The organism is Streptomyces sp. NPDC058291, assembly GCF_042880855.1.
Classification (GTDB): Bacteria; Actinomycetota; Actinomycetes; order Streptomycetales; family Streptomycetaceae; genus Streptomyces.
Window position 1 is genome coordinate 33,886 of sequence record NZ_JBHVYK010000048.1, and the last position, 23,176, is coordinate 57,061.

At 69.5% G+C, this 23,176-nt stretch carries 22 protein-coding genes, 1 tRNA gene and 5 pseudogenes; 14 read left to right on the top strand and 14 right to left on the bottom strand.

What is annotated here, in order from left to right:
* Nucleotides 1-48: 48 nt before the first annotated feature.
* Nucleotides 49-612: pseudogene (locus ACFVYK_RS23355) on the top strand (lipase family protein); the annotation flags it as partial.
* A gap of 119 nt (nt 613-731) precedes the next feature.
* On the opposite strand, the pseudogene ACFVYK_RS23360 reads toward ACFVYK_RS23355, so the two are convergent.
* Together ACFVYK_RS23360 and ACFVYK_RS23365 are read right to left on the bottom strand one after the other, a co-directional pair.
* Nucleotides 732-896, bottom strand: a pseudogene (locus tag ACFVYK_RS23360) (hypothetical protein); the annotation flags it as partial.
* A gap of 109 nt (nt 897-1,005) precedes the next feature.
* Entirely contained in the window at nt 1,006-1,167 is a 162-nt protein-coding gene (locus ACFVYK_RS23365) for a hypothetical protein (protein ID WP_389777148.1), read from the bottom strand.
* A gap of 130 nt (nt 1,168-1,297) precedes the next feature.
* On the opposite strand from ACFVYK_RS23365, the gene ACFVYK_RS23370 reads away from it, so the two are divergent.
* The gene (locus ACFVYK_RS23370) at nt 1,298-1,606 is read left to right on the top strand and encodes a hypothetical protein (RefSeq protein WP_389777150.1); all 309 of its coding nucleotides are present in this window, start codon (nt 1,298-1,300) and stop codon (nt 1,604-1,606) included.
* A gap of 105 nt (nt 1,607-1,711) precedes the next feature.
* On the opposite strand, the gene ACFVYK_RS23375 is transcribed toward ACFVYK_RS23370, so the two are convergent.
* The 4 genes from ACFVYK_RS23375 to ACFVYK_RS23390 form a co-directional block, all read right to left on the bottom strand.
* On the bottom strand, nt 1,712-2,728 hold the full coding sequence (locus ACFVYK_RS23375) for a hypothetical protein (protein ID WP_389777152.1): 1,017 nt from the start codon (nt 2,726-2,728) through the stop codon (nt 1,712-1,714).
* 223 nt (nt 2,729-2,951) lie between these two features.
* Entirely contained in the window at nt 2,952-3,281 is a 330-nt protein-coding gene (locus ACFVYK_RS23380; RefSeq protein ID WP_389777154.1) for a hypothetical protein, read from the bottom strand.
* 163 nt (nt 3,282-3,444) lie between these two features.
* Nucleotides 3,445-3,518 (bottom strand) — tRNA-Met (locus ACFVYK_RS23385).
* Between the two features lie 104 nt (nt 3,519-3,622).
* The gene (locus tag ACFVYK_RS23390) at nt 3,623-4,204 is read right to left on the bottom strand and encodes a hypothetical protein (RefSeq protein ID WP_389777157.1); all 582 of its coding nucleotides are present in this window, start codon (nt 4,202-4,204) and stop codon (nt 3,623-3,625) included.
* Nucleotides 4,205-4,480: 276 nt separating this feature from the next.
* Here ACFVYK_RS23390 and ACFVYK_RS23395 point away from each other — a divergent pair.
* Nucleotides 4,481-5,062 (top strand): annotated as a pseudogene (locus ACFVYK_RS23395) (transposase); the annotation flags it as partial.
* Between the two features lie 166 nt (nt 5,063-5,228).
* A pseudogene (locus tag ACFVYK_RS23400) lies at nt 5,229-5,598 on the top strand (hypothetical protein).
* 170 nt (nt 5,599-5,768) lie between these two features.
* Here ACFVYK_RS23400 and ACFVYK_RS23405 read toward each other — a convergent pair.
* On the bottom strand, nt 5,769-6,311 hold the full coding sequence (locus ACFVYK_RS23405; protein ID WP_389777159.1) for a hypothetical protein: 543 nt from the start codon (nt 6,309-6,311) through the stop codon (nt 5,769-5,771).
* A gap of 372 nt (nt 6,312-6,683) precedes the next feature.
* Between ACFVYK_RS23405 and ACFVYK_RS23410 the strand changes: the two genes are divergently transcribed.
* The 4 genes and pseudogenes from ACFVYK_RS23410 (at nt 6,684) to ACFVYK_RS23425 (ending at nt 9,527) form a co-directional block, all read left to right on the top strand.
* Entirely contained in the window at nt 6,684-7,043 is a 360-nt protein-coding gene (locus tag ACFVYK_RS23410) for a hypothetical protein (RefSeq protein WP_389777162.1), read from the top strand.
* Nucleotides 7,044-7,095: 52 nt separating this feature from the next.
* A pseudogene (locus ACFVYK_RS23415) lies at nt 7,096-7,490 on the top strand (transposase); the annotation flags it as partial.
* Nucleotides 7,491-7,597: 107 nt separating this feature from the next.
* Nucleotides 7,598-8,575: a hypothetical protein gene (locus ACFVYK_RS23420; RefSeq protein WP_389777165.1), complete on the top strand. Its 978-nt coding sequence runs from the start codon at nt 7,598-7,600 to the stop codon at nt 8,573-8,575.
* Nucleotides 8,576-8,888: 313 nt separating this feature from the next.
* A complete protein-coding gene (locus ACFVYK_RS23425) occupies nt 8,889-9,527 on the top strand; it encodes a hypothetical protein (protein WP_389777167.1) in 639 nt (212 codons plus the stop codon).
* Nucleotides 9,528-10,128: 601 nt separating this feature from the next.
* Here the strand turns inward: ACFVYK_RS23425 and ACFVYK_RS23430 are convergent.
* Both ACFVYK_RS23430 and ACFVYK_RS23435 read right to left on the bottom strand, forming a co-directional pair.
* The gene (locus ACFVYK_RS23430) at nt 10,129-10,773 is read right to left on the bottom strand and encodes a class I SAM-dependent DNA methyltransferase (RefSeq protein WP_389777169.1); all 645 of its coding nucleotides are present in this window, start codon (nt 10,771-10,773) and stop codon (nt 10,129-10,131) included.
* Nucleotides 10,774-11,320: 547 nt separating this feature from the next.
* On the bottom strand, nt 11,321-11,710 hold the full coding sequence (locus ACFVYK_RS23435; protein ID WP_389777172.1) for a hypothetical protein: 390 nt from the start codon (nt 11,708-11,710) through the stop codon (nt 11,321-11,323).
* 438 nt (nt 11,711-12,148) lie between these two features.
* On the opposite strand from ACFVYK_RS23435, the gene ACFVYK_RS23440 reads away from it, so the two are divergent.
* Entirely contained in the window at nt 12,149-12,865 is a 717-nt protein-coding gene (locus ACFVYK_RS23440; RefSeq protein WP_389777174.1) for a hypothetical protein, read from the top strand.
* Here ACFVYK_RS23440 and ACFVYK_RS23445 read toward each other — a convergent pair.
* From ACFVYK_RS23445 to ACFVYK_RS23460, 4 genes are all read right to left on the bottom strand, one after another.
* Nucleotides 12,787-13,968 carry an alpha/beta hydrolase family protein gene (locus ACFVYK_RS23445; protein WP_389777177.1) on the bottom strand — a complete coding sequence of 394 codons (1,182 nt, stop codon included), beginning with the start codon at nt 13,966-13,968 and terminating at the stop codon, nt 12,787-12,789. The genes ACFVYK_RS23440 and ACFVYK_RS23445 overlap by 79 nt on opposite strands.
* A gap of 333 nt (nt 13,969-14,301) precedes the next feature.
* A complete protein-coding gene (locus tag ACFVYK_RS23450) occupies nt 14,302-15,555 on the bottom strand; it encodes an RNA polymerase sigma factor (RefSeq protein ID WP_389777179.1) in 1,254 nt (417 codons plus the stop codon).
* 9 nt (nt 15,556-15,564) lie between these two features.
* Nucleotides 15,565-15,966: a YciI family protein gene (locus ACFVYK_RS23455; protein ID WP_389777181.1), complete on the bottom strand. Its 402-nt coding sequence runs from the start codon at nt 15,964-15,966 to the stop codon at nt 15,565-15,567.
* A gap of 348 nt (nt 15,967-16,314) precedes the next feature.
* Entirely contained in the window at nt 16,315-16,851 is a 537-nt protein-coding gene (locus tag ACFVYK_RS23460; RefSeq protein WP_389777183.1) for a nuclear transport factor 2 family protein, read from the bottom strand.
* 151 nt (nt 16,852-17,002) lie between these two features.
* On the opposite strand from ACFVYK_RS23460, the gene ACFVYK_RS23465 reads away from it, so the two are divergent.
* From ACFVYK_RS23465 to ACFVYK_RS23485, 5 genes are all read left to right on the top strand, one after another.
* Nucleotides 17,003-17,569, top strand: a complete 567-nt coding sequence (locus tag ACFVYK_RS23465; protein WP_389777185.1) for a TetR/AcrR family transcriptional regulator — start codon at nt 17,003-17,005, stop codon at nt 17,567-17,569.
* 117 nt (nt 17,570-17,686) lie between these two features.
* The gene (locus ACFVYK_RS23470) at nt 17,687-18,454 is read left to right on the top strand and encodes a hypothetical protein (protein ID WP_389777187.1); all 768 of its coding nucleotides are present in this window, start codon (nt 17,687-17,689) and stop codon (nt 18,452-18,454) included.
* 153 nt (nt 18,455-18,607) lie between these two features.
* Nucleotides 18,608-19,204, top strand: coding sequence for a TetR/AcrR family transcriptional regulator (locus tag ACFVYK_RS23475; RefSeq protein ID WP_389777190.1), 597 nt, complete (start codon nt 18,608-18,610; stop codon nt 19,202-19,204).
* The gene (locus tag ACFVYK_RS23480; RefSeq protein WP_389777192.1) at nt 19,201-19,800 is read left to right on the top strand and encodes a DMT family transporter; all 600 of its coding nucleotides are present in this window, start codon (nt 19,201-19,203) and stop codon (nt 19,798-19,800) included. The genes ACFVYK_RS23475 and ACFVYK_RS23480 overlap by 4 nt, the downstream gene beginning before the upstream one ends.
* A 129-nt stretch (nt 19,801-19,929) precedes the next feature.
* Complete coding sequence (locus tag ACFVYK_RS23485) at nt 19,930-20,532, top strand: DUF6000 family protein (RefSeq protein WP_389777195.1); 603 nt, start codon at nt 19,930-19,932, stop codon at nt 20,530-20,532.
* Between the two features lie 62 nt (nt 20,533-20,594).
* Here ACFVYK_RS23485 and ACFVYK_RS23490 read toward each other — a convergent pair whose 3' ends face one another.
* Nucleotides 20,595-22,199, bottom strand: coding sequence for an ISL3 family transposase (locus tag ACFVYK_RS23490; protein ID WP_389777198.1), 1,605 nt, complete (start codon nt 22,197-22,199; stop codon nt 20,595-20,597).
* Nucleotides 22,200-23,176 lie beyond the last annotated feature (977 nt).

Here is a 23,176-nt window from a genome sequence, read left to right on the forward strand (position 1 = left end):
GCTCTGCGCATGCGGAAGCGGAAGCGGGCAGAACGACAACCCATGGGAGGTCAGGGCGACCAGTGCGCCGCGTCCCTGGGCCTGGAGAACCCCCTGTCCCTCAACGGCGGTACGGTGTCGGTCGGTTACGAGGATGTGGCGATCTACCGTCTCCTGCCGACGGGCGCCGCGGTGGTCGTCACGGACTACGCCGGCCTGGGAGCGACGGACTGCCTCCACACGTACGTCAACCGTCTCGACGAGGCCCACGCGGTACTGGACGCGGTACGCGCCGCCCGCTCCCTCCCCGGCACCTCGGTCACCTCCGAGTCCCGGGTGGGCCTGTTCGGCTACAGCCAGGGCGGCGGAGCCGCCGCGGCGGCAGCGGAACTCCAGTCCTCCTACGCAGCCGACATCACCCTCGCCGGCCCCTACTCGGGCGCCCACCGGCCGACCTGACCGCGGTCACGAAGGCGATCGACGGCAGCGAACTGGTAGGCGCGCTGGCCTGGTCGCTCAACGGCTTCCTCCAGTCGGACCCGACGCTGAAACCGATAGCGGAGGCCCACCTGAACGCGACGGGCAGGGCGGCGATGACCGACCTGTCGCCGATGTGCGTGAGGGCCACTGGTGGCGCGGTTCGGTGGAATTCCACTCCAGCGGCAGCGGACGGCAGAGATCAGCAAGGTCGTGATCGCGAATGTGTGGCGAAGATCGTGCAGGCGGGGCCTGCGGGGGCCTTCACCTGCGGTGATGTTCGCCGCGTCCAGCAGCTGGGCGAAGATGCGCGGGATGTTGTGGGCATCGAGCCGGGTGCCGCGGGTGGACACCAGGAAGGCCACCGTGCTGGGAACGGGCCGCTGGAGGTCACGTTCCCGGGCGTATTTCCGCAGCGCGGCGGCGGTGCTGGCATGCACGGGAACCTGGCGCGACTTGCACGCCCCGTGAGGTCCGGAAGATCTTCTCCGGCAGCCACTGACCAGCCCGCCACCCAGCGAGGCCAGCGGCTGCGGGGCGTGTACATGATCACGGCCATCCCGTGAGGCAGGCCAGAGTGCCGATGATGTCGTAACGGGCTGGCTCGGCCAGCAGGCCGCGCCGCTCGTAGGAGCGCACCCGGCGCCCTCGTCGGGCATCACCCGCATGGGTGCAGTCCCAGCCGCACACGCGGAACAACTGCCCGGTCACGGCTGCGGGAGCGTCAACCGGTCGCACCGGAAGGGGAGTTCGACCGTCCGGACGGCCCATTCGTCTCATTACAGTACATGCTCATTACATTGCCTTTGGTGGGGAGTGTCTGTGAGCTACTCGGACCGGGATGTCCAAGTCGGCCGTGCTGGTGAACAGGGGCAGCGTCAACCGGCTGGAGCTGGGCGACAAGCTGCTGGAGGTGACCGCGGGTGGCGGCGACGGCGTCCTGGACGCGTTCTGCGACGCGAGCGGCCTGAGCCCGCGCTCGGGCCGTGACTACCGGCTCGTCTCCCGCCTCTGCACGCCGCCGCTGCGGGCGAAGATTGCCGCCACCGGCGTCCAGGCCACCTGGAGCGCGGGGTTCCGGTCGACGAGGGCTACCGCAAGCTGCTGGTGTTGCTGGAGGAGGCCGTCGCGCAGGGCCGCGACCAGCTGAAACTGCCCCAGTACCACCAGGCGCTGGGCACGGCCCCGGCGCTTCGGGACCTGATGGACTCTCACCTGGGCGACGCCGCGAAGCTGGTGGAGTACCTGGGCGCCTTCAGGGCGGTGCCCGCGAGAAGATCGTGGTCTCACTGCTGGAGGCCGACGCCGGTCTGCGCTCGTCGGTCCGCGAAACCGTCAACGAACAGCACCGGCGGGAACGCGACCGGGAACGGATCGACTGCGGCGAGACGCCGGGCCAGTGGATGGCCCTGGCCCGGGACCTGGTGCGGGTGGGCGACCAGGCCACCGGCTTCATCGCCCGCCACCAGAGCACCGGCGCACTGTGCGAAGAGCAGCTTCCCGCGGCCAAGGACGCGCTGACCAAAATCGAGCTGATGGCGACCTGGATCGGACTGCGGCTGGGCGGCGCGAACGAGAGCGCCCGCCGTGAACGCGGCACCGCGCGTGTCCCGGTGGCGGTGTGGTGCCGCCCGCCATCGAGGAGACGGACGCTTTCCTGGAAGCCGACCTCGCGGAGTTCGCCCGGCATGCGCGCGGCGGGGGCTGGGCGTTGGCTCACCTGGTCGCACGCCGGGTCGCATTGGACAGCGGTCGCGGCCTGACCATCGAACAGCGTGCGAAACGATTCGGTGGAAGCATTTACCGGCAGCTCGGCGCGAGGGACTGCGCGAGCAGGACGGGCACCGGCCCGAAACGGGTCAAGGCCCTGCTCGATGCGTGGGAGCGGGCGGCCGCGGACGGCTTGGTGCCGACCGTGCCCCGCGTCGCCGCCGGCGAGGCCGTCAAGCTGCCGGAATGAGGCCGTCGTGCCGGTGAGGTCCACGTCGCCGCTGCGGCTGGTCCTGCCGCCGCGCTTGCCCCGCACCCCGAGCTCCGCCAGGTCCAGCGTTGGCAGCGAGGCCGGGTCCACCCCCTTGAACCGGGCGAAGGCGGCGGCCACGACCCGGTGTGCCTCGCGCAGCAGCGCGTCGACGTTCATCTGCGAGCGGCGCGGCAGTTCCCCGGCCGCCAGCGCGGCCAGGCTCTCGCAGGCATCGGCCAGATGCGTGATCAGCTGGCGGGCCGCGAGCGGGTCGACCTTCTGGCCGCGCGCGTCGCGCTGCTGCAGCACGTAGGGCACTTCCCACCGCCCAAGCGGGTGCAGCGGCGCGAGCGAGAACTGGTGAACGCCCAGGTAGGGGGGCCTGCCGGTCCAGCCGCGACGCCGGAAGGGGCGACCCGGCGATCCGGGAGGCAGGGTGCTGCCTGAAGCGCCTGCCGTGCTGGAAGCACAGCCCCAGCGGGCCGCGGCCGTCGTAGCGGCAGCCCCGCACCCGGCAGCCAGGCACCGGGTCCTACGCCCGCTGGACCGCCACCCATGCGTCCAACGAGGAGGACGGGTTTCGGTCCAGGCCCTTGTTGCGAAGCGAGGCGTGCGCTGCACAGCCCCACAGGTTCGACTCGCGCGGGCAGTCCTCGACGCGGCACAGCGCCCGCCGGTCGGTCATGGTCCGGTCGCGGACCGGCACATGGGTGGCCTTGAAGTCCTTCATGGACAGCCCGCCGGCCTTCTGGGCCTTCGCACGCCCAGAGCACAGGCTCTTCGTGCTGGCCAGCGCGTCGCAGGCAGCGGTACCGCAGCGGAACACCACGGTGCGCGGATGATCCACATCCCCGGTGGACACCAGCGTGTCCGCGTCCCACTCGCCCGGCCGCCAGCCCTCGGCGACCTGCTCGCGCAGCCACGCCGTCCAGCTGTGCCTGCTGCGGTGGTTACCATGACATCACGACGGCGTGCTGCCCGATCCGGGCGGGAAGGGTCCGGCGGATGCTGGACCCTTCCTCTCGTAGCGGGGACAGGATTTGAACCTGCGACCTCTGGGTTATGAGCCCAGCGAGCTACCGAGCTGCTCCACCCCGCGTCGGTAACGCCACTCTACACAGCACAGACAACCTGCCGGGCCACCCGGGTCGGCCGCGGCGGCCAGGGCGCGGACGGGCTGCAACGTTGCTCAGGACTGGTCAATCACTGGGGTCCGTTGCGCACCCAGCGATGTCCTGGCTGAAGCGCAGAGCCCGGAGGGACGAATCTGTATCCGCCACCCACGACAGGGTGAGAAGAGATCGTGGGGCGGTTCATGATTTCCTCGAACCAGGAAGCAGCGATCCGGCCGAGGTGTTCAGGGGGGCCGGCGGCACAACGCGGCGCCACATCCCCTGTTGGTTCCGGAGTCTGGTAATTCTGGCTGTGGCGTTCGCTGCAGAAGAGCCGGTCACCGATGACAGTCGCGCCCAACGTCATGAAGATCAGGCCCCTCTCCCTCTCACGCCTATCGACCAGATCCGCTATGAGCGTGAGAACCTCTTCTCCCCGGTCCAACGCCTCGTCCAGCGCGGTGAGGTAAGGCGTGTGCTCAACTGGCGGCTCCCACCGAGACTCCCGTGCGGCGGGGGCCACGTCATCCTCGTCGTCGTCCGGCCCGAAGACGAGCACGACGGTGTCTTGAGGCCGACATTCTGGCCAGGAACGAGCGGACTGCCTCACGACGTCCACGACCGCCTGCTGTTGGCTGTTCCGTACGTCGTCCTCGAACCAGTCGTCATACACGCAGATGAGGCTACGCGGCGGCTGGGGGATGCGGAACGCTCGGAGCTGTACAGCAGTGAAGTACAGCACTCACCACGACCACAGCCGACCGTCATCAGCCACAGACGACCGGCTGACCAGCCGAGCAGACCGCAGTGAGCGCCCTGCCCGTAGTCCGGGACGCAGGGGTCTGTGCCGGACGCGCGCCAGACTCTGCGGGAAGACACGGGGAATACTGAGGTTTTCGGGTTGTCGTCGGGGAGTGACGGTTCAGGATCCCTGCGGTATGCCGGTGGTATGCGTTATCCGGAGAGCCTCTCGGCGGCCCATGGGGGCTGGATCGTCTTCGAGGACGAGGCCGGATTCTCGATGACGCCGCCACGGGCCCGGACCTGGGGGCGACGTGGCCACACGCCCGTTGTCCGCGTCCGGGGCAGATCCCGCCGCAGGACTTCGGTCGCCGCGCTGTGCTGCTACAGACCCGGCGAGAGCGCCGGACTGAGCTATCGGCCCCGTCGCCATCTGCTCCCGAAGGGGGCACGGAAGAGTTTCTCCTGGCTGGACTACCGCGACCTGCTCGTCCGTGCACACATCCAGCTCGGCGGCCCGATCGTGGTGGTCTGGGACAATCTCAACACCCACCTGGCGTCCGGGCTGAAACAGTACGAGGCCGAGCACGACTGGCTCACCACCGTCCGCCTCCCGCCGTACGCACCCGAACTGAACCCCGTCGAGGCCCTCTGGTCACTGGCACGCCGGGCCATGGCCAACACCGCCTTCGACACACCCGACGACCTCGACCGTGTCCTTCGCCGGGAGTTACGCAGGATCCAGCTCCGGCCCCACCTGATCGACGGCTGCCTCACCGCCACCGGCCTGACCGGCGGTTCGTCACCGACCTTCAGCAAGCCTGGCCGGACGAGCACCGGCATGAAGAGCAGGGCCAGGCCGTGCCCGAGCAGGAGACCGGCGGAAACTGGCTCTCCCGCTTCCGCAGGTGACGCGACCGGACCCGGCTGTCAGTGGCGGCTGCAAGGCTGAGCGGATGGACCGTGATGACGAGCAGCTGCTGCGCGGCCGGGTCTACGGCACCGACCACGACCGCCCGGGCCCGCTGCCCCACCGGGACTACGCCGAACTGGTCAGCGGCCCGCTGGACGGCTGCTGCTCGACATCACCGGCTGGAGGCCGGAGGAGATCGACGACGGCGTCTCCCTCCTCACGGAGCTCGGGCAGTTGCCGTGGCGGCGGACGGTGCGGAAGGTGTCGGCGAGGACCGAGCAGCCCATCAGTTCCAGTGCGGCGTCGACGCCGTCCGGCATCAGCTCGCGCACCTCGGCCCCGGAGGCCGGGCGCTGTACGACCCGCGCCCCGGCGACCCGGCCCGCTGGGACTGGAGTGGCGACAGCCCCTGAAATACCTGCCTCGGTCGGGTGAAGACGCCACCGCAGGCGCTGGCTCGGGGCCGGTGTCGGTGCCTTGCGATGCTGGCTCGCTGCCGCAGAGGACCGCCACGGCGGCCGGAGAGATCTGCCCCGGCCTGCCCCGGGCCGCCCCGTCCCGCCTGCCCGGCGGGCCGGGGCGGTCAGGGGTTGTGGGACATGGTCATCGGAAAGGCCATGAGCTGCGCGACGACCGTGCCCGGGTCGCCGACGGGGGCGAAGTCGACCGGCTGCTGCAGCTGGTAGACGGCGCCCTGCGGGGGGAACACGGTGAGGCGGTCGTTCCCGGTGGTCATCGTCTTGGTGTTGGACAGCACCGTCGGCCCGGTAGCGCCGGGGAATGCCTCGATGGTGAGGGTGAAGTCGTGGAACAGGGTGTTCTTGAACGTCGGCGGCATGTTCTTGACGAGTTCCAGCAGGCTGAGCGGCGTGGTGTCGGTGTCGGACTGCGAGAGCGTGACCTTGCCGAGCGTCGGGTGGTCGGCGCTGTACTCCTCACCGATGATCCTCATCTTCACCCCGCCGAGACCGCCGTTGATGTTCGCCTCGATGCGGACCTTGATGCCGCCCCTGAAGTCGAGCTGGGCCATACCGATCGCGTCGGCCTTCAGCGGCACGTTCACGGCGTAGCCAGAGCACGGGATCTCCAACCCGACCGGGGGTAGCAGGCCACCAATACTCACCATCGGGACACCTCCGGAGCAGGGGGCCGCGCCGGGCGACGCGGACATGCCGTGCGAGTGACGGCTTTCCCGCACGCTACCGATCACCACAGGGCCGGGCCTGCTCACGCACCGGGAATCCACGAAAGGATGAATTCGGTACGGCCCAGGCCCAAGCAGCCTTGGCGTACGCGCAATGGCCTCGGATCGGTGCCGTACCGGTGCACTCAAACTTCGTCGGCACACGCTCAAGGTTCGCTGTCACAGAACATCCCTGACGTCCCCGAGCTGACTCGCTCATCGAACCGGCCGGCGGCAGGCTGGGAGGCGTGATCAGCGAGCCGATCGTCGTGCACCGGCCCTCGCTCTTGGGCGGCCTGCCGGCCCTCACCACGCTTGCAGTCCATCGACGACAGCGACCGCTGCTCCTGCCGGGCACCGACAGCCAGCGAGCGCGGCTTCACCCCTCCCGCGCTGACCCCTCTCGCCGAGAGCCAGATCGCCCGCCGCCTCCACGCCGCCACCGCGCACCCGCACCTCGCGGCCGAACTGGCCACGGCCTGCGTCACGGCCGCCTCGATGACCCAGCTGGACACTGCCCGCGTCACTGATGCCGCACCGGACGCCAGCACGCTGATGCTCCACGACCGCAGGAACACCCGCCAGGGCTGCATGACCCACTCCGTGCCGGACTGGGCACGCCCCCTCCTACGAGCTCGTAACACGATCTTGTTGACGTTGACTGGTGAGGCGTAACCGGTGTGACGATTCCGGCGTTCGTGAGGGCGTGGGTAATCGACCGCGGTTCGTGGACGATGAGTTGTGGGCTCTGATCGAGCCGTTACTGCCGCCGTGGCCGGAGCGGTCGCCGGGGCCACGACCGGTGGCGGACCGGCTCTGCCTCCAGGGCATCCTGTACGTCCTCTACAACGACATAGCCTGGCAACTCCTGCCCTTGGAACTGGGGTTCGGCTCGGGACAGACCTGCTGGCGCCGCCTGGACCGGTGGCAGAAGGCAGGAGTCTTCGACCAACTGCACCGAGTCCTACTCGCGGAGCTCAACGCGGCCGGCGCACTCGACTGGTCACGCGCGTGCGTGGACGGTTCCCACGTCCGCGCGAAAAAGGGGGCGCCGACACCGGCCCGTCGCCGGTCGACCGGCGGAAAACGGGCAGCAAACACCACCTGCTTCGTTCGGCAAACGCACTCGAACACGGGTCGGCCCCTACGTCGGAGGTAGTCGCCTTGGAGGGTGCCGCCCCACCGATCCCGGTTGTCGGTGAGCTTGAGCTGGGCGTTAGCCTCGGCGGATGATTCCTGTGCGGGCTCCAAAGGTGATCACACGCCACCGCGACGGGTGGATCTATGCCTACGTGATGGATTCCGGTGCTCTCGGGGCGCTGGAGCCCGTCGCAGTGTTCCGGCCGCGGCCTGGCGACGAGGTCTTGGAGTCGGCGGTCTGGCCCGATCTGGAGCGAGTCGCGTATACGACGCTGAACGGTGTCGTCTGCCTCACGCGCGCCGGTGACGTGCTGTGGGCGTCGGACTTCGAGCCGTACTCGGACCAGCTCTATGGCCACCGGCCTGGTTGTGCGCTGTCCCTGGACGGCCGAAGCGTCTGGGTCTACCGGCCGGACGCGATGGCAGGACGCGGAGGCGCAGACCAGTGGGTCGTGCACGACGCCGACAGCGGGACGGTCCTGGCCCGCCGTGAGCTGGAAACGGCCGGGCACGGTGCCTTCCATTACGTGCACCCCATGGACGGCAGCATCTACCTCGACATCGGTGAGGGCCAGGACGGCTCCGTCATTTTCCGAGCTGCAGCCGGGGCCAAGGGCGAGCCCACCTTCGCGACGTATCCGTGGTCGGACCGCTGCATGATCGACCTGGCCCCGGACGGGCAGCAGTTCATGACCGTCGACCACGGGCAAGCGGATGTCGCCTTCCAGCGCCACCCCAGCGGGGAAGTGCTCTTCACTCTGCCCGTCGAAGCCTTCGGACACGACCCGGAGGAGGCGTTCGTTGAGTGGAGCGGCGGCTACCTGACTCCAGACTTGGCCATCGTCACCCTGGGCGGTCAGGACCAGGACGAGGAGGAGTGGTTCCGCTACCACCTGGTCGACGTGCGGAGAGGCACGATCAGCGGCGAGATCACCGTCGAGGTGACCAACCCCTATGAACTAACGCCCCTGGGCGACGGCTCCTGGCTCACCGGCGGTCCCGACGGCCACCCAGTCCGCCGAGCGCGCTCTCTGCTGCCTTCCCCACCGCCGCATCCGGAAGGTTGAGAGCGCAGGGGCTCTCGATCTTCGTTTCTGGTGACAGAAAAGCTGCTGAAGGGCGTCCTGTGACAAGCCGTGTGCCTCGCTTGTGACAACCAGGCGGCTTCGACCGGCCCCGTTCGCCAGCTCATCTGGCTCCGCCGGTGACAACTCTCGTGCTTTGGCTCATCCGCACCTTATTCCGCACCCCGAATGCGAGGCCCTGACGAGCAGCCCCCGGCGCACTCTTCGCCATCCCGTTCCCGGCCCGGCCGCACCCCGCGAGCTGGTCGACCACGCCCGGATCGGACGGCGTGTGATGCGCCGCCGGGCGAAGGGGATGACCGCGGCCGCCGTCGCGGCGGCCCTCGAGGACGCCCGCTTCCACGCGCGCCAGGACTCCCGCCATGAGCACCTCGCCGACGACACCCGCGGCCGGGCGGAGCTCGCGGAGTGGGAGCGCATCGACCACCTGCTCGCCGACGCGGCCCCGAACACCGTCTACGACCCGGACACCGACGACGTCGTCCAGGCCGAGCTCGCCGCCGACGCCGCGGCCGCCCTGGAAGCCGAGCTGCGCGAAGCCCAGCGGATCGCCGCCCGCGCCGGTGAGCTCCAGGCGCTGCGCGAGCTCGGCACGCTGGAGCAGACCGAGCCCCGCGAGGGCGACGAAGCAGCCCGGGACGAACTCACCCGCCGCGCCGGCTGGTACGTGCAGAAGGACGTCGACGCGTGGCTCGCCCACGCCCTGGCCGCGCACATCGGGCACTACACGGATCCGGCCGCCCGCGCGGCCGCCGCCGATCTACTGCCGACGCATCTGCTCGCCCACGCCGCACTGCTCACCGAACTCGCCCACCTCGCGCCAGGCGCCGGCGTCGACCAGCTGGCGTTCGCGGCCCGGCTCACCGCCGCCGCCCCCGAGGCCACCAGCGACCTCGCCGCGTTCCTCGCCCACGCCCGGTCCGGGCAGAGCTGATCTCACCCTCCGCAATGCCACAGCCCTCCCTGATTCCCTCGGGACAACCTGTGAGGTCGGGGGCCGGTGACGGGAGCCGCGCGCTTGACCTTTCGCAATGAAGGTTGAGCGTTCTCATCGAAGGCTGAGCCCACCCCAGATCCGACCAAAAGCGCATCGCGAGTGGGGGTCGGTGCGCCATCCTGAGTGCCATGCAAAGCATCGAGACGGTTCAGCGCCGGCTTGCAGCTCGGGAAGCGTCACTGGCCAGAGCCCGGGAGCGACTAGCACGCAGCCGGCCAGGGACCCCGGCTCACCGACGTGCCAGTTTGGATGTTGAGCAGTTGGAGCGGGCGGTGCACAGCCGACAAGCTCACTTGGCTGAGCTCACCGCGGCGGCGGATGGCTAACCGAGCGGCGCTCAGACTTTGGTGAGATGTCCGGTCTCAAATGATCTGGTTCCGAATCGGGTCGCTGACCTGCGGCGACCAGTTCAGTTGAGACGTGGGGAAGCCAGGAATCTCAAGTGATGTGGCCCCGGGCGAGCGGATGCCGGAGGCTGTCTCAGTTGATGTGGTCCGACTTCGCTGTGCCGTCGGCCGCAACGGGACCGCTGGCCTGGCTAGGACTGACGGCGTGCGAAGAGGACCGCACCTGGAACGCTCTCGTCGGGGTCGATCAGCATTCGGGCCTCGACGGTGAACCCGGCATCGCGTAGCCAGGCCGCCACTTGGTCAGGCTGGCGGCGGTAAACGTGGACGTTCATCGGGTGGCCGCCGTAGCCCTGCGTCTTCAGCCTCGACCCGTCACCGACGTGAAAGCCGAGCAGCAGTGGTCCGCCGGGACGCAACACGCGCCGGAAGTGGCCGAAGACCGTGGGCACTGCTTCGTCGGGGACGTGAATCAACGACCAAAATGCGAGCAGGCCGACGACTGAAGCATCGGCGAGGCCGAGGTCGGTCATCGAGCCCACCTCGAACCGCAGGCGGGGGTGGTCACGCCGAGCCACGTCGATCATCACGGATGAAAGGTCGATGCCGAAAGCGTCCACACCCAGCTCGTGCAGGTGAGCGGTGACGTGTCCAGGTCCGCAGCCGACGTCCGCCACCGGCCCACCGCCAGCGGCGTGCACCAAGTCGGCGAACAGCGCCAGAGCCGCCCGAAGATACGGCGCCCCGGCCAGAGCCCCGCGTAGTTGGTCGGCATAGCTGACCGCGACCGTGTCGTAGGAGGTCCGGGTGTCTGCCAACCAGCGGTCCGCGTTCATGGCTCGACAGAGTAGGGCAGTGATCAGGATGACGAACCAGATCAACTGAGATCAACGACGAATCAGATCAGGCCACTTGAGACGGAGACCAGATCCGTGGAGACGGGACATGAGAACGCTCAACCTTCGCTGCGAGAGATCAGCGCTCGCGTGACCTGTGACAGCGAAGCTGGACCGCTCGTCATCGAAGTTGGACGGACGGCTGTTTACGCCGGCGAAGATGGATCACTGCATGGTTGGTGACAGCGAAGCTGGACCGGCAGGGGCTTGAGCTGCGCGATCCCGGAGTCCGGCTCGCCGGAGGACCGCTCTTTGCCGGCAGGTGCCCGAGCACCACTGGCGGGCGCGGAACGGCTCGAGGTGGGCCGCGGAGGTTCCGCATGCCGCACATTCCCGCTGGTCACAGCCTCTGGTGAACTCCTGCTCGAAGGAGTGGTCCGAGCACCAGGGGTTCGGCCTGAGGGGCTGGAAGGGGCAACGGCAGGTCAGCCAGGACGAACAGGCATACCCAGAAGATCTGCACCCGACTAGGTTCACGTCGAGAGCGTCAGCACTTCTCCTTCCGCGCCTGCTGGATCAGCGGCTCGGCCTCGTCCAGGGTGAAGGTGACCTGCCAGGTCTCGGCCGCCCGGTGCAGGGTGTCGGCGAACTCCTGGTAGCCGTGGTCCTGTTGAGCCGCGTCGGCGGCGCGGTTGGTCGCCGTGTTCAGGTACTGCTCGGCGGTCTGGTAGTAGGGGTCGGTCAGATTTGACGGCCGGGGGCGGGCGAGTTGGTCGGTCAGCTGCTGCAGGGAGGCGCAGGCGGACTTGGCAAACTCGCGCGCCGCCACCGTGGCCTTGGAGGGCGTCGAGCTGCAGGCCGCCAGGGAGAGCGTGGACGCCAACAGCAGGGGCAGGGGCAGTGACAGGCGAAGTATCGGCTGACGTCGACTAGTCATGGGCCAATCGTAGTTAGCTGACGGCCCGACCGCCCGGAAATCCGGTGGGCCCGCAGCCACCGTCCCGCCCGGCCCACATCTGGGCCTTGTCCGCTCTGGCCTGCAACGCGGCCATCAACGACGGCACCGCTTGCGCCCACTCTCGCCTCAACGCCCGCGCACCTCGGCGGGCTCGTCACCCGCGACGGTAGAAGCCAGCCACACGATCACATACCAAAACCCCGCGAAGCACCCCAGCGAGACACCCGCACCGAACGGACTGCGCGAGGCCCACCTCGCCCGGCTCGCCGCCCAGCGCCCGGCCGTCGCCTGATGCCGTCGCCACGCGGTACGACAAACTCGCCGTCCGCTTCGAAGCGACCGTGCTGGTCGCAGCCATTAACGAGTGGCTGTGACCAGCACTTTCGCAACAGACCCTAGCCGCCGAAGGAGCCCAAGGTGCCGTCCGGCATCACGCAGCTCACCGCCGGCCGACAGCTCACCGGGCTCCGCCAGGTGCTGGACTGCCCCGCCACGCCGACCACGCTCCGGCAGGGCCCCGCCGCCGCGCCGGGGGAGCCGCCGGACTGGCTCGCACTCCTGTGCCCCGCCCACTCCCAGGCCCTGCCCGGATGGCCGGGCACCGCCGCCGACACCGACGGGCTGCGCCTGTCCTGCGGATCCGTCCTGGACTACCGGTCGGCCGAGCAGCTGCTCCAGTCACACGTCGACCTGTGGCTGACGCCTCTGACCGGGGTGGACCCGAAGATGTACGCCGGAGTCTGGCCCGAGGTCGTGGACCAGGCGGACCGCGTCATGCGCGCCCGCCTGGGCGAAGACGCCGCCGACGGAGACGAGAGGCTGCACAGCCTCGCGATGATGCTCGAGAGGGCCTCCCGGAACGCAGCCGAGGGCAACCTGTACCAGGCGACCGTTCCCCTGGCACTGCGAGACCCTCGCCCAGCGCCTGTAGCCGCGGCCGCACCGCACGTCCGTTCCGGCCTTGCACCCATCAGCCGGCTGCCGCCTCCGGGTCGCGGCCGGTGCTGCGCCACCGGCTCCCGCCGGGGCCGGCCCGAGGACGGTTCTCGGTCACCTCACCGCTGCCGGAGTACAACTTCGGGATGCGCGGCCACGGGCCCATCGAGGATCGGCTGCGGCATGCCCCGCAGGTGAAGGTCGAAGAAGGCTGCCACATAGTCGCGGGTTATGTACCAGCCGCGTTCCCCGGAGAGCGGCGCTGCGGGGTCGGACAGACCCAGCCGACCAGCGAGATAGGGCAGATCCGTGAAGGAAAAATGCTCAGCGCCGGTCACCGTCAGCCAGCGTTTCCAACCACTCAGGTGCTTCCACGCCTCAGACCAGTCGGTGTTCTCACTGTCAGGGCTGTGCGTGGACTCGGCGCCGAGCATCATGAACGGGCGCCGGCCGAGCCCCGCAGCAGCAGGGCGCAGGAAGAAGTCACCGTCCAGGTCGACCCCGGCCCGCACACGGTGATCGGCGGCCATGGTTGCCGCGGCGCTCGCGCCCCCGATCGAATGCCCCGCGATTCCGATCCGGCTCGGGTCGATCGCGCCGGACAACGCCCCCGCCTGTCGGCCCTGCGTCAGCTCGTCGATCACGAAGGACAGGTCCTTGGCCCGGCCGCGCACGACGGCTGCCTTCTCCTGGAACGTGCTGACCTGCTCGCAGGCCACACAGGTCAGCACTCGGCCCCCAGGAAAGGCCGTACCAACGGATTCGTACGCGTGGTCCACGGAGGCAACGACATAGCCGCGACTCGCAAGATCGTCGGCGACCGCTGTGAGTGTGGTGCGCGGCATCGAGAATCCCGGAGAGAGCAGGACCAAGGGGAAACGCCCCGGCGCAGGGCGTACACCTTCCTGAGCATGAGTACGCGCCCCTGCAACCGTCGCGGCGGGCACCACGCCGCCGAGCCCTCTGGCCTCCAGCAGCAGCTGCGCCTCGTCATCGGTCATGTATGCCGCTGGGGAACCGCTCATCCCGCGCGCTGGGTAGGACACCGACACCATCAGCTCCCGGTGCCCCGCCGTCGGCACCCACGGGTCAGTGCGGTGCCTGTCGACCAAGTGCAGGGCGCGGCGGCCCACCGAGTACGGACCGGTGGGAAGCGGCAACGCCAACCCGCTCGTGTACGGAACTTGGGAGGGAGTCTGCACGCCCTGTGCGGACGAGGCGGGTGCGGCGCCCAGGAGCGGGACGGACAGGGCGAGGGTGAGCACGGCGGCTGCAGCGGCTCTGCGACGTCTGGTGGTCATAGAGTTGACGCTAGGTCTCCGACTGCCCCCAACACGTCGATCTACAGGGGTACTTGGGCGTACCTCTGTGGTCTGATCTCGTCAGACCAGGTTCCCCGACAGGGTGAAGCGGATGGTCCGCTGCCTTGGAGACGACCGGTCAACGTTCGATGAGATCGGTCAACCTTCGGTGAGTCGAGACACCGGGTCAGTGAAAGCCCCGCAACGCCGCGTCTGTCCCGTCTCCGGAGATTTGGCCCCTGTCTCAAGTGACGTGGTCCGAGTCGCTTGCGATCTCAGGTGACCTGGTTCGCCGACGTCAGTAGCTGTCCCGCCTCACCGATCGCCGGTGGCTCACCCTCCCGCCCGCGCGGCCAGTCGGGCGGCGCGCAGGCTGAGGTGGTGCCGCTCCGGGAGGCTGGCGGTGCGGCGGGCCGCGGTGCGGTAGTCGGCGACGGCGGCCTCCCGGTCCCCGGCGAGCTCGTGCAGATGGGCGCGGACCGCGTACAGCCGGTGGTGGCCGGCGAGCGCGGGCGGCGGGTCGGTGAGCAGGGCGAGGCCGGCGGCGGGACCGTCCACCATGGCGGTGGCGACCGCCCGGTTCAGGGTGATCAGCGGATTGTCGGAGATGCGGGCGAGCACCCCGTACAGGGCGAGGATCTGCGGCCAGTCGGTCTCGGCGGCGGTCGGCGCCTCGTCGTGGACGGCCGCGATCGCAGCCTGCACCTGGTACGGGCCGACCGGGCCGCGCGGCAGGGCGGCGGTGATCAGCGCGACGCCCTCAGCGATCGCGGCTGTGTCCCAGCGGCTGCGGTCCTGCTCAGCGAGCGGGACGAGTTCGCCGTCCGGGCCGGTACGGGCGGGCCCGCGCGCCTCGGTGAGCAGCATCAGCGCGAGCAGACCGGCCACCTCGGCGTTGTCCGGCAGCAGCGTGTGGACGGCCCGGGTGAGGCGGATGGCCTCCCGGGAGAGTTCGACGCGCCGCAGCTCGGGGCCGGTGCTACTGGCGTACCCCTCGTTGAAGATCAGGTAGAGGACGTGCAGCACCGCGTCCAGCCGGGCTGGCCACTCGGCGTCGTCCGGCATCCGGAAAGGCACTCCGGAAGCTTTGATCCGCTGCTTGGCCCGGCTGATCCGCTGGCCCATGGTCGCCTCGGGGACGAGGAACGCCGCGGCGATCTCGCCCGTGGTCAGCCCGCCGACCGAGCGAAGGGTGAGCGCGATCGCAGAGGCCGGCGAGAGCACGGGGTGGCAGCACAGGAACAGCAGCGCGAGGGTGTCGTCGTGCGCGCCCTCGGCCCCGGTGTCGGCCCCGGGCGCGGACCGCCGGTCGGCCGGGACCTGACCGGCCACCAGCTCCTCGCGCCGACGGCGGGCCTGCTCGCTGCGGACCTGCTCGGTCATCCGGCGGCTGGCGACCTGAACCAGCCAGCCGCGCGGGTTGCGCGGCACACCCTCGGCCGGCCACTGCGTGGCGGCGTCCAGCAGGGCCTCCTGGACGGCGTCCTCGGCTGCGGCGAAGTCCCCCCAGCGGCGGGTGAGCACGCCGACGACCTGCGGCGCGAGCGTGCGCAGCAGGTCCTCGACGGATGGTTCGAAAGTCGTCACAGGGGGTGTTCACAGGTCGGTGGGCGGGGCCGCCATGACCTGGCGCACCTCGATCGGCATGTTGAGCGGCCGCCCGCCCGGACCGGGAGCGGCGGAGACGGCGGCGGCGATCTCGATCGCCCGCTGCTCGCTGTCGCAGTCCACGATCCACCAGCCGGCCACCCACTCCTTGGACTCCGGGAACGGGCCCTCGGTGACGACCGGCGCGCCGCCGCTGTGGGAGCGCACGATCCGGGCGGTCTCCGGCATGGCCAGGCCCTGGGCATCCACCAGTTCGCCTGCTGCGGCGAGGCCGGCATTGGTCTGCTTCATGAACCGGATGTGGGCCTGGATCTCCTCGGGCTTCCACTCGTCGAGCTTGGGGAAGTCGACGTTCTTCTCGCTGAACTGCATCAGCAGCATGTACTTCATGGTTCTGCTCCTCGTTCGTCGTGGCCGCCCCGGGGCAGGGGCTGTCACGGGTAGGTAGAAGCACGCCGGGGGGTTTCGACATCCTCGGCGGTAATCCGTGAGAAAAACTTAGCGGCCCCCAAGGGGGACGAGCCCGCAGCAGCCCCGCGACCCGCAGCGCCTCCGCGGCCGCAGCGACCGTGCCACCGGCTGACCGCGGCCGCGCCGCGACGCCCGGTGTGTAGAGCTGACATCGAGATCGATATCGCCTCGCACACGATCTGCGCAGCCATCCTGCGACCGGCGGGCAGCAAGGCGGTCGACCCACCCAGGCCTGGTATCAGTTCGAAACGCCTCCGCCGGACCAGATCAGCTGAGAGGCCACGGCCATCCACTTTCCTCGGACCAGATCACCTGAGATTCCTGGCGCCTCCGCGTCTCACTTGATCTGGTCGCTCCAGGTCTGAACCGGTTCCGCGGACCAGATCCTCTGCGACGGGACAGCTGTCCGGTCTCAGGTCGGGTTGCCGCTGTACTGGTCGGGCCGTCAGCCCTGGCGCTGGCGACTCCTGAGCCGTCCATGTAGTCGCGGACGCGTGTGATCAGTCCGTTGCGGACGTGGAGTATCAGGAGGCCGGGGACGGTGAACGTGGTGGCCTTGGGCGGCAGGGTTCCCACCACGACATGCTCGGCGATGATCACTTTGGGATCGGCGGTCTCGTGGGCCGCGATCCTCCTGACCTCCTGCACCTTGGCGGGGCTTGCGCCCCAGACCGCCCGGTAGCCGGCGCGCACGGCCTCACGACCCTCGAAGGATGCGGGGAAGCCGGGTGAGGTGAACGGGAACTCGTGCACCGCATCGAGGGCGTAGAGATCGGCGAGATCGTCTGGCGACTTGTCGAGCATGGCTTGGTAGTAGCAGGTCAGCACCTCGTGAGGGGTGCGAACGGCAGATGTATCCAGATGTGACACGGGGTCATTCCATTCGCTCAACACTTGTTGACCCACTCACGCTACGGTCGGCTGGAAGTTCGGTCAACGGCTGTAGAGTGAATCAGTGTCCACTCCTCGCCAGTCCCGCGCCGACCGCCGCCGAGCGACCGAGGCACGCATCCTCGACAGCGCCCGAGAGCTGTTCGCCGAGAAGGGATTCGAGCGCACCACCATTCGCGCCGTGGCGGCCGCGGCGAGCGTCGATCCGGCTCTGGTCATGCAGTACTTCGGTTCGAAGCGGGAGCTGTTCAGCCAAGCCGTGCAGGCGTTGCCCGCCCCGCTGACGGTCACTGATGCCGACGAGCTCGTCGATCAGTTGCTGGCCTCGCTCGGCCTCAAGCTCGGCGGTCTTCCCGAGGGCACGCTGGCGATGATGCGGTCGATGCTCACCGACCAGGCGGCAGCCGATCACGTCCGTGTCGCTCTCGGCCGGCAGATCGACAGCGTCGGTGCCGCCCTGCCCGCTTCCGAGGATCCCGAACTGCGTGCCGCGCTGATCGTCACCGCGTTGCTGGGCGTGACCATAGGCCACCAGCTCCTCGGCCTGGCCGCGCTTCATGAGGCCCCTGCGGATCACATCGCCGCGTTGCTCCGCCCCGCCATCAAGGCTCTGGCCGGACCGCCAGGGTGAACGAACCCAATGCCCCGTCGCTCGGAATGTGAGCAGGCTGCACTCAGGCTCAGCAGCGGTAGGAGGGGTGGAACGGGCTCCACCGTGTTTCCGCGTCGGCTCCATCGGGCTGGCGCGGTGGCGGGATCGCGCCTGGAAGGACGCACCACCTTCGCCTCCACGCCCACCGGGTGGCACCGGCACCGCCTGGGGCCGGCGCGCTGGACCCGCCGACGCACCCTCGCCGAGGAACACCACTGGCGCGCTCGGAGCTCCGGCCGGCCCGTGCCCCCCGGCCCCTCCGTCTCACCAAGTCAGTGGCGTCCCGGCCCGCACCACCCCGACCCTGCTCGCACTCCCGATCCCGAGGACGTCGCAGCGCTCTACCGGCAGCTGCGCAAAGCCTTCGAGGACGGCAAGAACGAACCCGGCGCCGCGGACTTCCACTACGGCGAGTGCGAGATGCGCCGCCACGACCTGACCGGCACCCCGCCGGGGGAACGCCGCCTCCTGTGGGGGTACTGGCTGCTGTCCGGCTACGGTCTGCGCGCCTCCCGCGCCTTCGGCTGGCTGATCACCGCCATGTCCCTGACCGTGCTGCTGCTCATGGGTTTCGGCCTGCCCACTCACGACCCCGACCCCGCCACCACCGGAACCCTCCACGGCAGCAAGGTCAGCCTCCACACCAGCGCCCCCGACCCCACCCTGCGGGGAGGCTGGAGCGAACGCTTCACCGCGGGCCGCGCAGAGAAAGCCACCCGTGTCGCCATCAACTCGGTGGTCTTCCGCCCATCCGGGCAGAACCTCACCATCGCCGGCACCTACATCGAGATGACGTCCCGCCTGCTCGAACCCACCCTCCTCGCCCTCGGCGCCCTCGCCATCCGCGGACGCATCAAACGCTGACCGTTCTGACCCCGCTGGCTGCGGTGTGCGGCGTTGTCCGGCCCGTCACGCGGTCGTGTTTTCGCGATCTGGCCCAGGGGCCCCTTCCCGACTTCCCGCCGCTCCGTGCCGTCCTCTAAGCTAGGTAGACCTACCTACCTAGTTTGGATTGTGATGAGTGAGACCAGCAGGAGCGCTGGGCGCCGACGCCCAGCCCGGGAGCGGCTTCTGGAAGCGGCGGCCCGGCGGTTCTACGCCGACGGCGTGGCGGCCACGGGCATCGACACGATCACGGCTGAGGCTGGCGTGGCGAAGATGAGCCTGTACAACAATTTCTCCTCCAAGGCCGACTTGGTCCGGGCCTACCTGGACGCCCGGCACGAGGAGTGGCTGGAGCTGTACCGGGCTCGGCTGGAGCAGGCCGACGGCTCCCGTGAAGGGGTGCTGGCCGTCTTCGACGCCTACGCGGACCACGCGGCGTTCGCCTACGAACACGGCTTTCGCGGGTGCGGGCTGCTGAACGCCGCCGCCGAACTCCCAGCCGACGATGAGGGCCGGGCCGTGGTGCGCGCCCATAAGGAAGAGGTCGAGCGCCTGATCGCCGGTCACCTGGAGCAGATGCTGCCGGGCCGGGCCGAAGAAGCCCGCGCGGCGGCTGAGCACCTGGCTTTCCTGCTGGAGGGCGCGATGGCCCGTGCCGGGCTCGAGGGCGACGGCGAGCGTGTCACCCACGCCCGCTCGATGGCCGCAGCGCTGCTGGACCGGCTGTGACCGGCCACAGCCAACCCGCGGCGATCGGGGCCCTGTGCGTGCTGGCCGCCTCCGTGCTGTGGGGCACCACTGGCACCGCCGCCACCTACGCCCTGTACTCCTGGGCAGCTCACCGGCTCATCAGCCGCCAGATCCCCTCTCGCGCGGCGATGGGCGCCGTCTTCGGGATCGGCGGGCTCCTCCTCCTGCCCGTCCTGGCCATCACAGGCGCGCCACTGGTCGCCTCCTGGACCAACGCCGCCGTGGGCACGTACATGGCGCTCGTCCCGATGTTCGCCGGCTACGTCCTGTTCGGCTGGGGCCTCGCGCACGTGCCGGCCAGCACCGCCACCACCCTGTCCCTGCTCGAACCCGCCGTCGCCGCCGTCCTCGCCGTCCTGATCGTCGGCGAACGCCTCCCCGTAACCGGCTGGGCAGGCATCACCCTCGTCATCACCTGCCTCGCCGTCCTCACCACCCCCACACCCAACCGGCCACGGAACTATCCGCACCCTGTAGCAACGGCGATCGAACACGACACGGCTGCAGCGCCTCCCAAAGTCGTGAACAACCGCTGCCCAAACTCGGGTTCTGGCTCATCTTCTGTGGAGCAGTAACGCTGCGTGCTGTCGAAACCCTGCTCAGCCGACCTGGGTCCCAGGGGGCGTCCCACCCGTCTCGGGGACACTGCAGGCATATTCCGCCCCACGCCCTCAGCTGCGTGCTCGTCGCGAGAGGATGAGGTGGTGATCCGCTACGACTCCGAGATACAGGCTCTGTACCGCCGCTACTGCCTCCCGGCGCGCCGCTACCTGAAGCTCGGCGGAGCGGTACTTCGCATGCCACGCGAGGAGTACGAGCCGTTCCTTCATGCCTTGGCCGCTGATGCGAGGGCTGTCTCCGACGCCGAGCTCACCATCCTCTTCGAGGGCAGCTGGCGCGAGCGGCGCACCGCGGCGTGGCTCGCCGCCGTCTCGCGCCGTGACCACTTCCGCGAGCGTATGGGAGCACTGCTGCTGGAGAGCGAGGTCTGCTGCGCGGGTGGGGCCTACTGCGCGGCGTTGGCGAGTTTCGGCACCGCACGGGACGCCGACCTGCTCGCCGCCTACCTGGATCGTTACCTGCATCGGCCCGACCTCGCCTACGACCAGCCGACAACCATGGGCGCCCTGGCGTACACCGACTCCGTCCTGCACAGCGACCGGGCCAGCCATTTTCTCCAGGAGGGCGGTCTGTGGCGGCAGTGGTTCCAGGACGCGCCCCACATGCACGGCGATGACGGCATCTCCACCTACCTGGGCGGCATCCGCCTCGCCTGCGCCGTCATCGACGAATGCGCCGACACCTGAACCCGTTGGTCTTGTTCGCGTCGAAGACTCTGGCTCGTCGTCCTTGACGCGGCGACCCTCCGTCATGCCAGTAGGACGCGCTTGCGGAGAAGTTGGAAGCCTGCCCGCCCGAACATCTGGCGCTTGAGCATCTTGATCCGGTTGACATGCCCTTCGACCGCACCTGAACTCCAGGACAGAGTGAGTCCGGCGGTGACGGCGTCGAGGTCGCGGTCGATGCCAGCGGCGAGGGTGTGGAGGCTGGGCAGGTCGTCCTGTCGGACGGCGTGGAGCCAGTCCGGGAGACGCTCGCCTTGGTGGTCGGTGAGCATGAATGCGAAGGACCGGACGTGTCGGGTGAGTGCGTCGAGTTCGGGGCACTGGGCGCGGACGGTCTTGAGCTGGAGTTGTTCGGGCTCGGTGAGGGTTTCCGGGCGTCTGAGGATCCATCCGGAGACCGTGCGGGGCGACGGCGGCCGGGCGGTCACCGGTCGCGGTGAGGTGCGCTTCATGTACAGGTAGGCGCGAACGCGCTGGTAGCTGCCCTTGTAGCCGAGCGGCACGGTCTCCTCCCACAGCTTCCAGGCATTGGTGAAGCCCTCGTTCCAGCGGTCGTCTAGGTAGGGCTTGTAGTCATCGAGTACCGAGGTCCGGTTCTGCCACTGGCCGGTGAACAGGTCCTCCGGCTTCGCAGCATCGGCGAGCCGTTTGACGGTGTGCCAGGCCATGCCGAGCTGCCGCTGGACCGAACACAGGCTGTGTCCTGCCTCCAGGAGTGCGTGAACGGCGGCGTGCCGGGACCTGGTGCGGTCGGCGAACCGGTGCCCGGTCGGCCATGGCGAACCGGACGGTTCTTCTTCCGGCTCCGGGGCGGGCTCAGGCTCGGGTTCGGGGGTGGCCGGGACAAGGGCTCGCAGGCAGCGGCGATGCTGGGCGACGGTCCGTTCTGCGGCCTCGCTCAGGTTGTGCCAGAGGTGCCACCGGTCCGCGACCTGGACGACCTGCGGGGCGCCGGCGGAGGCGCCTTCGGCGAAGAACGGCGCACGGTCGCGGCAGACGACCTCAATGCCCGGCCGTTCGGCGAGCCAGGCCGCCAGGCTGGACGCCTCCCGGTCCGGCAGCAGATCGATGGGGCGGCGGGTCTCGATGTCGACGGGGACGGTGCCGTAGTGGCGGCCCTTGCGGGTGGCGTACTCGTCGACACCGACCACCCGCGGCGCGGGGACATCGGGCTCGGGCAGCGCGTTGACCGGCCGGAGCACCGTGCTGCGGCTGACGGACACCCCGAGAACACGGGCGATGCGGGCTCCGGCCCGGCCCGCGAGGGCCAGGCCGACCGCGGCCAGGGTGGCGCGCAACCGCTCGGTCCGCTGACCGTGCCGACGTGTCAAGCCGGGTATCTGCTCGATGAAGGTACGGCGTGCGCAGCCCGAGTTCCCGCAGGTGAACCGACGGACCCTCAGCTGGAGAACAACACTTCGGCCACCGCTCGGCACATCAGCGGAAAACCGCAGGTAGGAGCCATGAACCCGGTTCGACCAGACTCCGCAGACCGGGCACAGGGCACCGTTCGCGATGCATTGCGCGTCAACGCGCACTATCTCGATGTTCACGTCCACCGACAGCACCGCGACGTCCGCGATCGACGGGAACAACAACTCCTTCAGCCAACGCGCGACCTCTTCCACGGCCCCGAACTGTCGGCCCAACTGCCTTGTCCACGGACCATTTTCGGGCGACTTCGGGCACGGCTCGAAGGTGTCCGGATGTCACTCAGAGTGGCCACGTCACAGAACCTGAGCCAGAACCCAAACTCGTGAACAAAGCCACCCCGCGCCCTGCCACGGGGCACAGCAGGGCGCGCCACGGCCTGCCACGGCCCACAGTCGGGGGTCTGGAGCGCCGGGGCCCGGCGCTCCGTCACAGGGCGCACAAGGACCCTCTGAGGCTGGGGGCGGGGGTGCGGTGCCGTACGCCGCCCACCGCAGGGGTGCCGGACGTCCGCTGGGCCCGAACACGAGGGTGCAAGGACCAGCATCCGCAACGCAGCTCCTCCGCGCTGCGCACGGCGACGAGGGGTCTTTCCGGTCCGGGTGGTCATGATCACCTGAGTGCGCAGGACCTGCTCGGGAACAGTGGATCGTGCAGGAATTTCGAGCGTCCGTGTACCGCGTCTGATACCCGAGGCCGGCGGTTGGTCCAGAGTTTGTCTTTGGCCGGGCTTTGATGCAGGGTCAGGATTCCTCTCGTCCGGCTTGGTTGCGACCGCCGGAATTAGCCGTCCAGATGAGATCCGGCCTACAGTTTGAAGCAGGGGTGTGACCTAGATCCCCCAAAGCTACATGCTGCATCATCCGATGCAGCTCCATCGGCCCCGGCCACACTCCCGCTCTTGCTGCTCGGGCCGTAGGCCCGTTGGCCGACCCGCGTAGCGGGGCCGGCCGTTGGGGCGCATCGCATCCCGGGTGGCTGGAGCGCAGCGGATGCCACTCGGCGGGGGCGCAGTCCCCGCAGCTTCCGGGAGCGCAGCGAACGGAGTGTCACCGGCCCGGCGCAGCCGGGCCGGTGGGCTGCTCGCGCAGCGAGCAGCAGCGCTCACGCGGAGCGTGCGCGCAACACCCGCGCGCAGCGCGGGTGTTCGCTTGCCCATCGCGCAGCGATGGGG

Bases quoted from the DNA above. Each gene is read 5' to 3' on its own strand.
- ACFVYK_RS23370 (WP_389777150.1), top strand. From the start codon at position 1,298: ATGTCCAAGTCGGCCGTGCTGGTGAACAGGGGCAGCGTCAACCGGCTG.
- ACFVYK_RS23405 (WP_389777159.1), bottom strand. From the start codon at position 6,311: ATGGTGAGTATTGGTGGCCTGCTACCCCCGGTCGGGTTGGAGATCCCG.
- ACFVYK_RS23420 (WP_389777165.1), top strand. From the start codon at position 7,598: ATGATTCCTGTGCGGGCTCCAAAGGTGATCACACGCCACCGCGACGGG.
- ACFVYK_RS23425 (WP_389777167.1), top strand. From the start codon at position 8,889: ATGACCGCGGCCGCCGTCGCGGCGGCCCTCGAGGACGCCCGCTTCCAC.
- ACFVYK_RS23430 (WP_389777169.1), bottom strand. From the start codon at position 10,773: ATGAACGCGGACCGCTGGTTGGCAGACACCCGGACCTCCTACGACACG.
- ACFVYK_RS23435 (WP_389777172.1), bottom strand. From the start codon at position 11,710: ATGACTAGTCGACGTCAGCCGATACTTCGCCTGTCACTGCCCCTGCCC.
- ACFVYK_RS23445 (WP_389777177.1), bottom strand. From the start codon at position 13,968: ATGACCACCAGACGTCGCAGAGCCGCTGCAGCCGCCGTGCTCACCCTC.
- ACFVYK_RS23455 (WP_389777181.1), bottom strand. From the start codon at position 15,966: ATGAAGTACATGCTGCTGATGCAGTTCAGCGAGAAGAACGTCGACTTC.
- ACFVYK_RS23460 (WP_389777183.1), bottom strand. From the start codon at position 16,851: ATGCTCGACAAGTCGCCAGACGATCTCGCCGATCTCTACGCCCTCGAT.
- ACFVYK_RS23475 (WP_389777190.1), top strand. From the start codon at position 18,608: ATGAGTGAGACCAGCAGGAGCGCTGGGCGCCGACGCCCAGCCCGGGAG.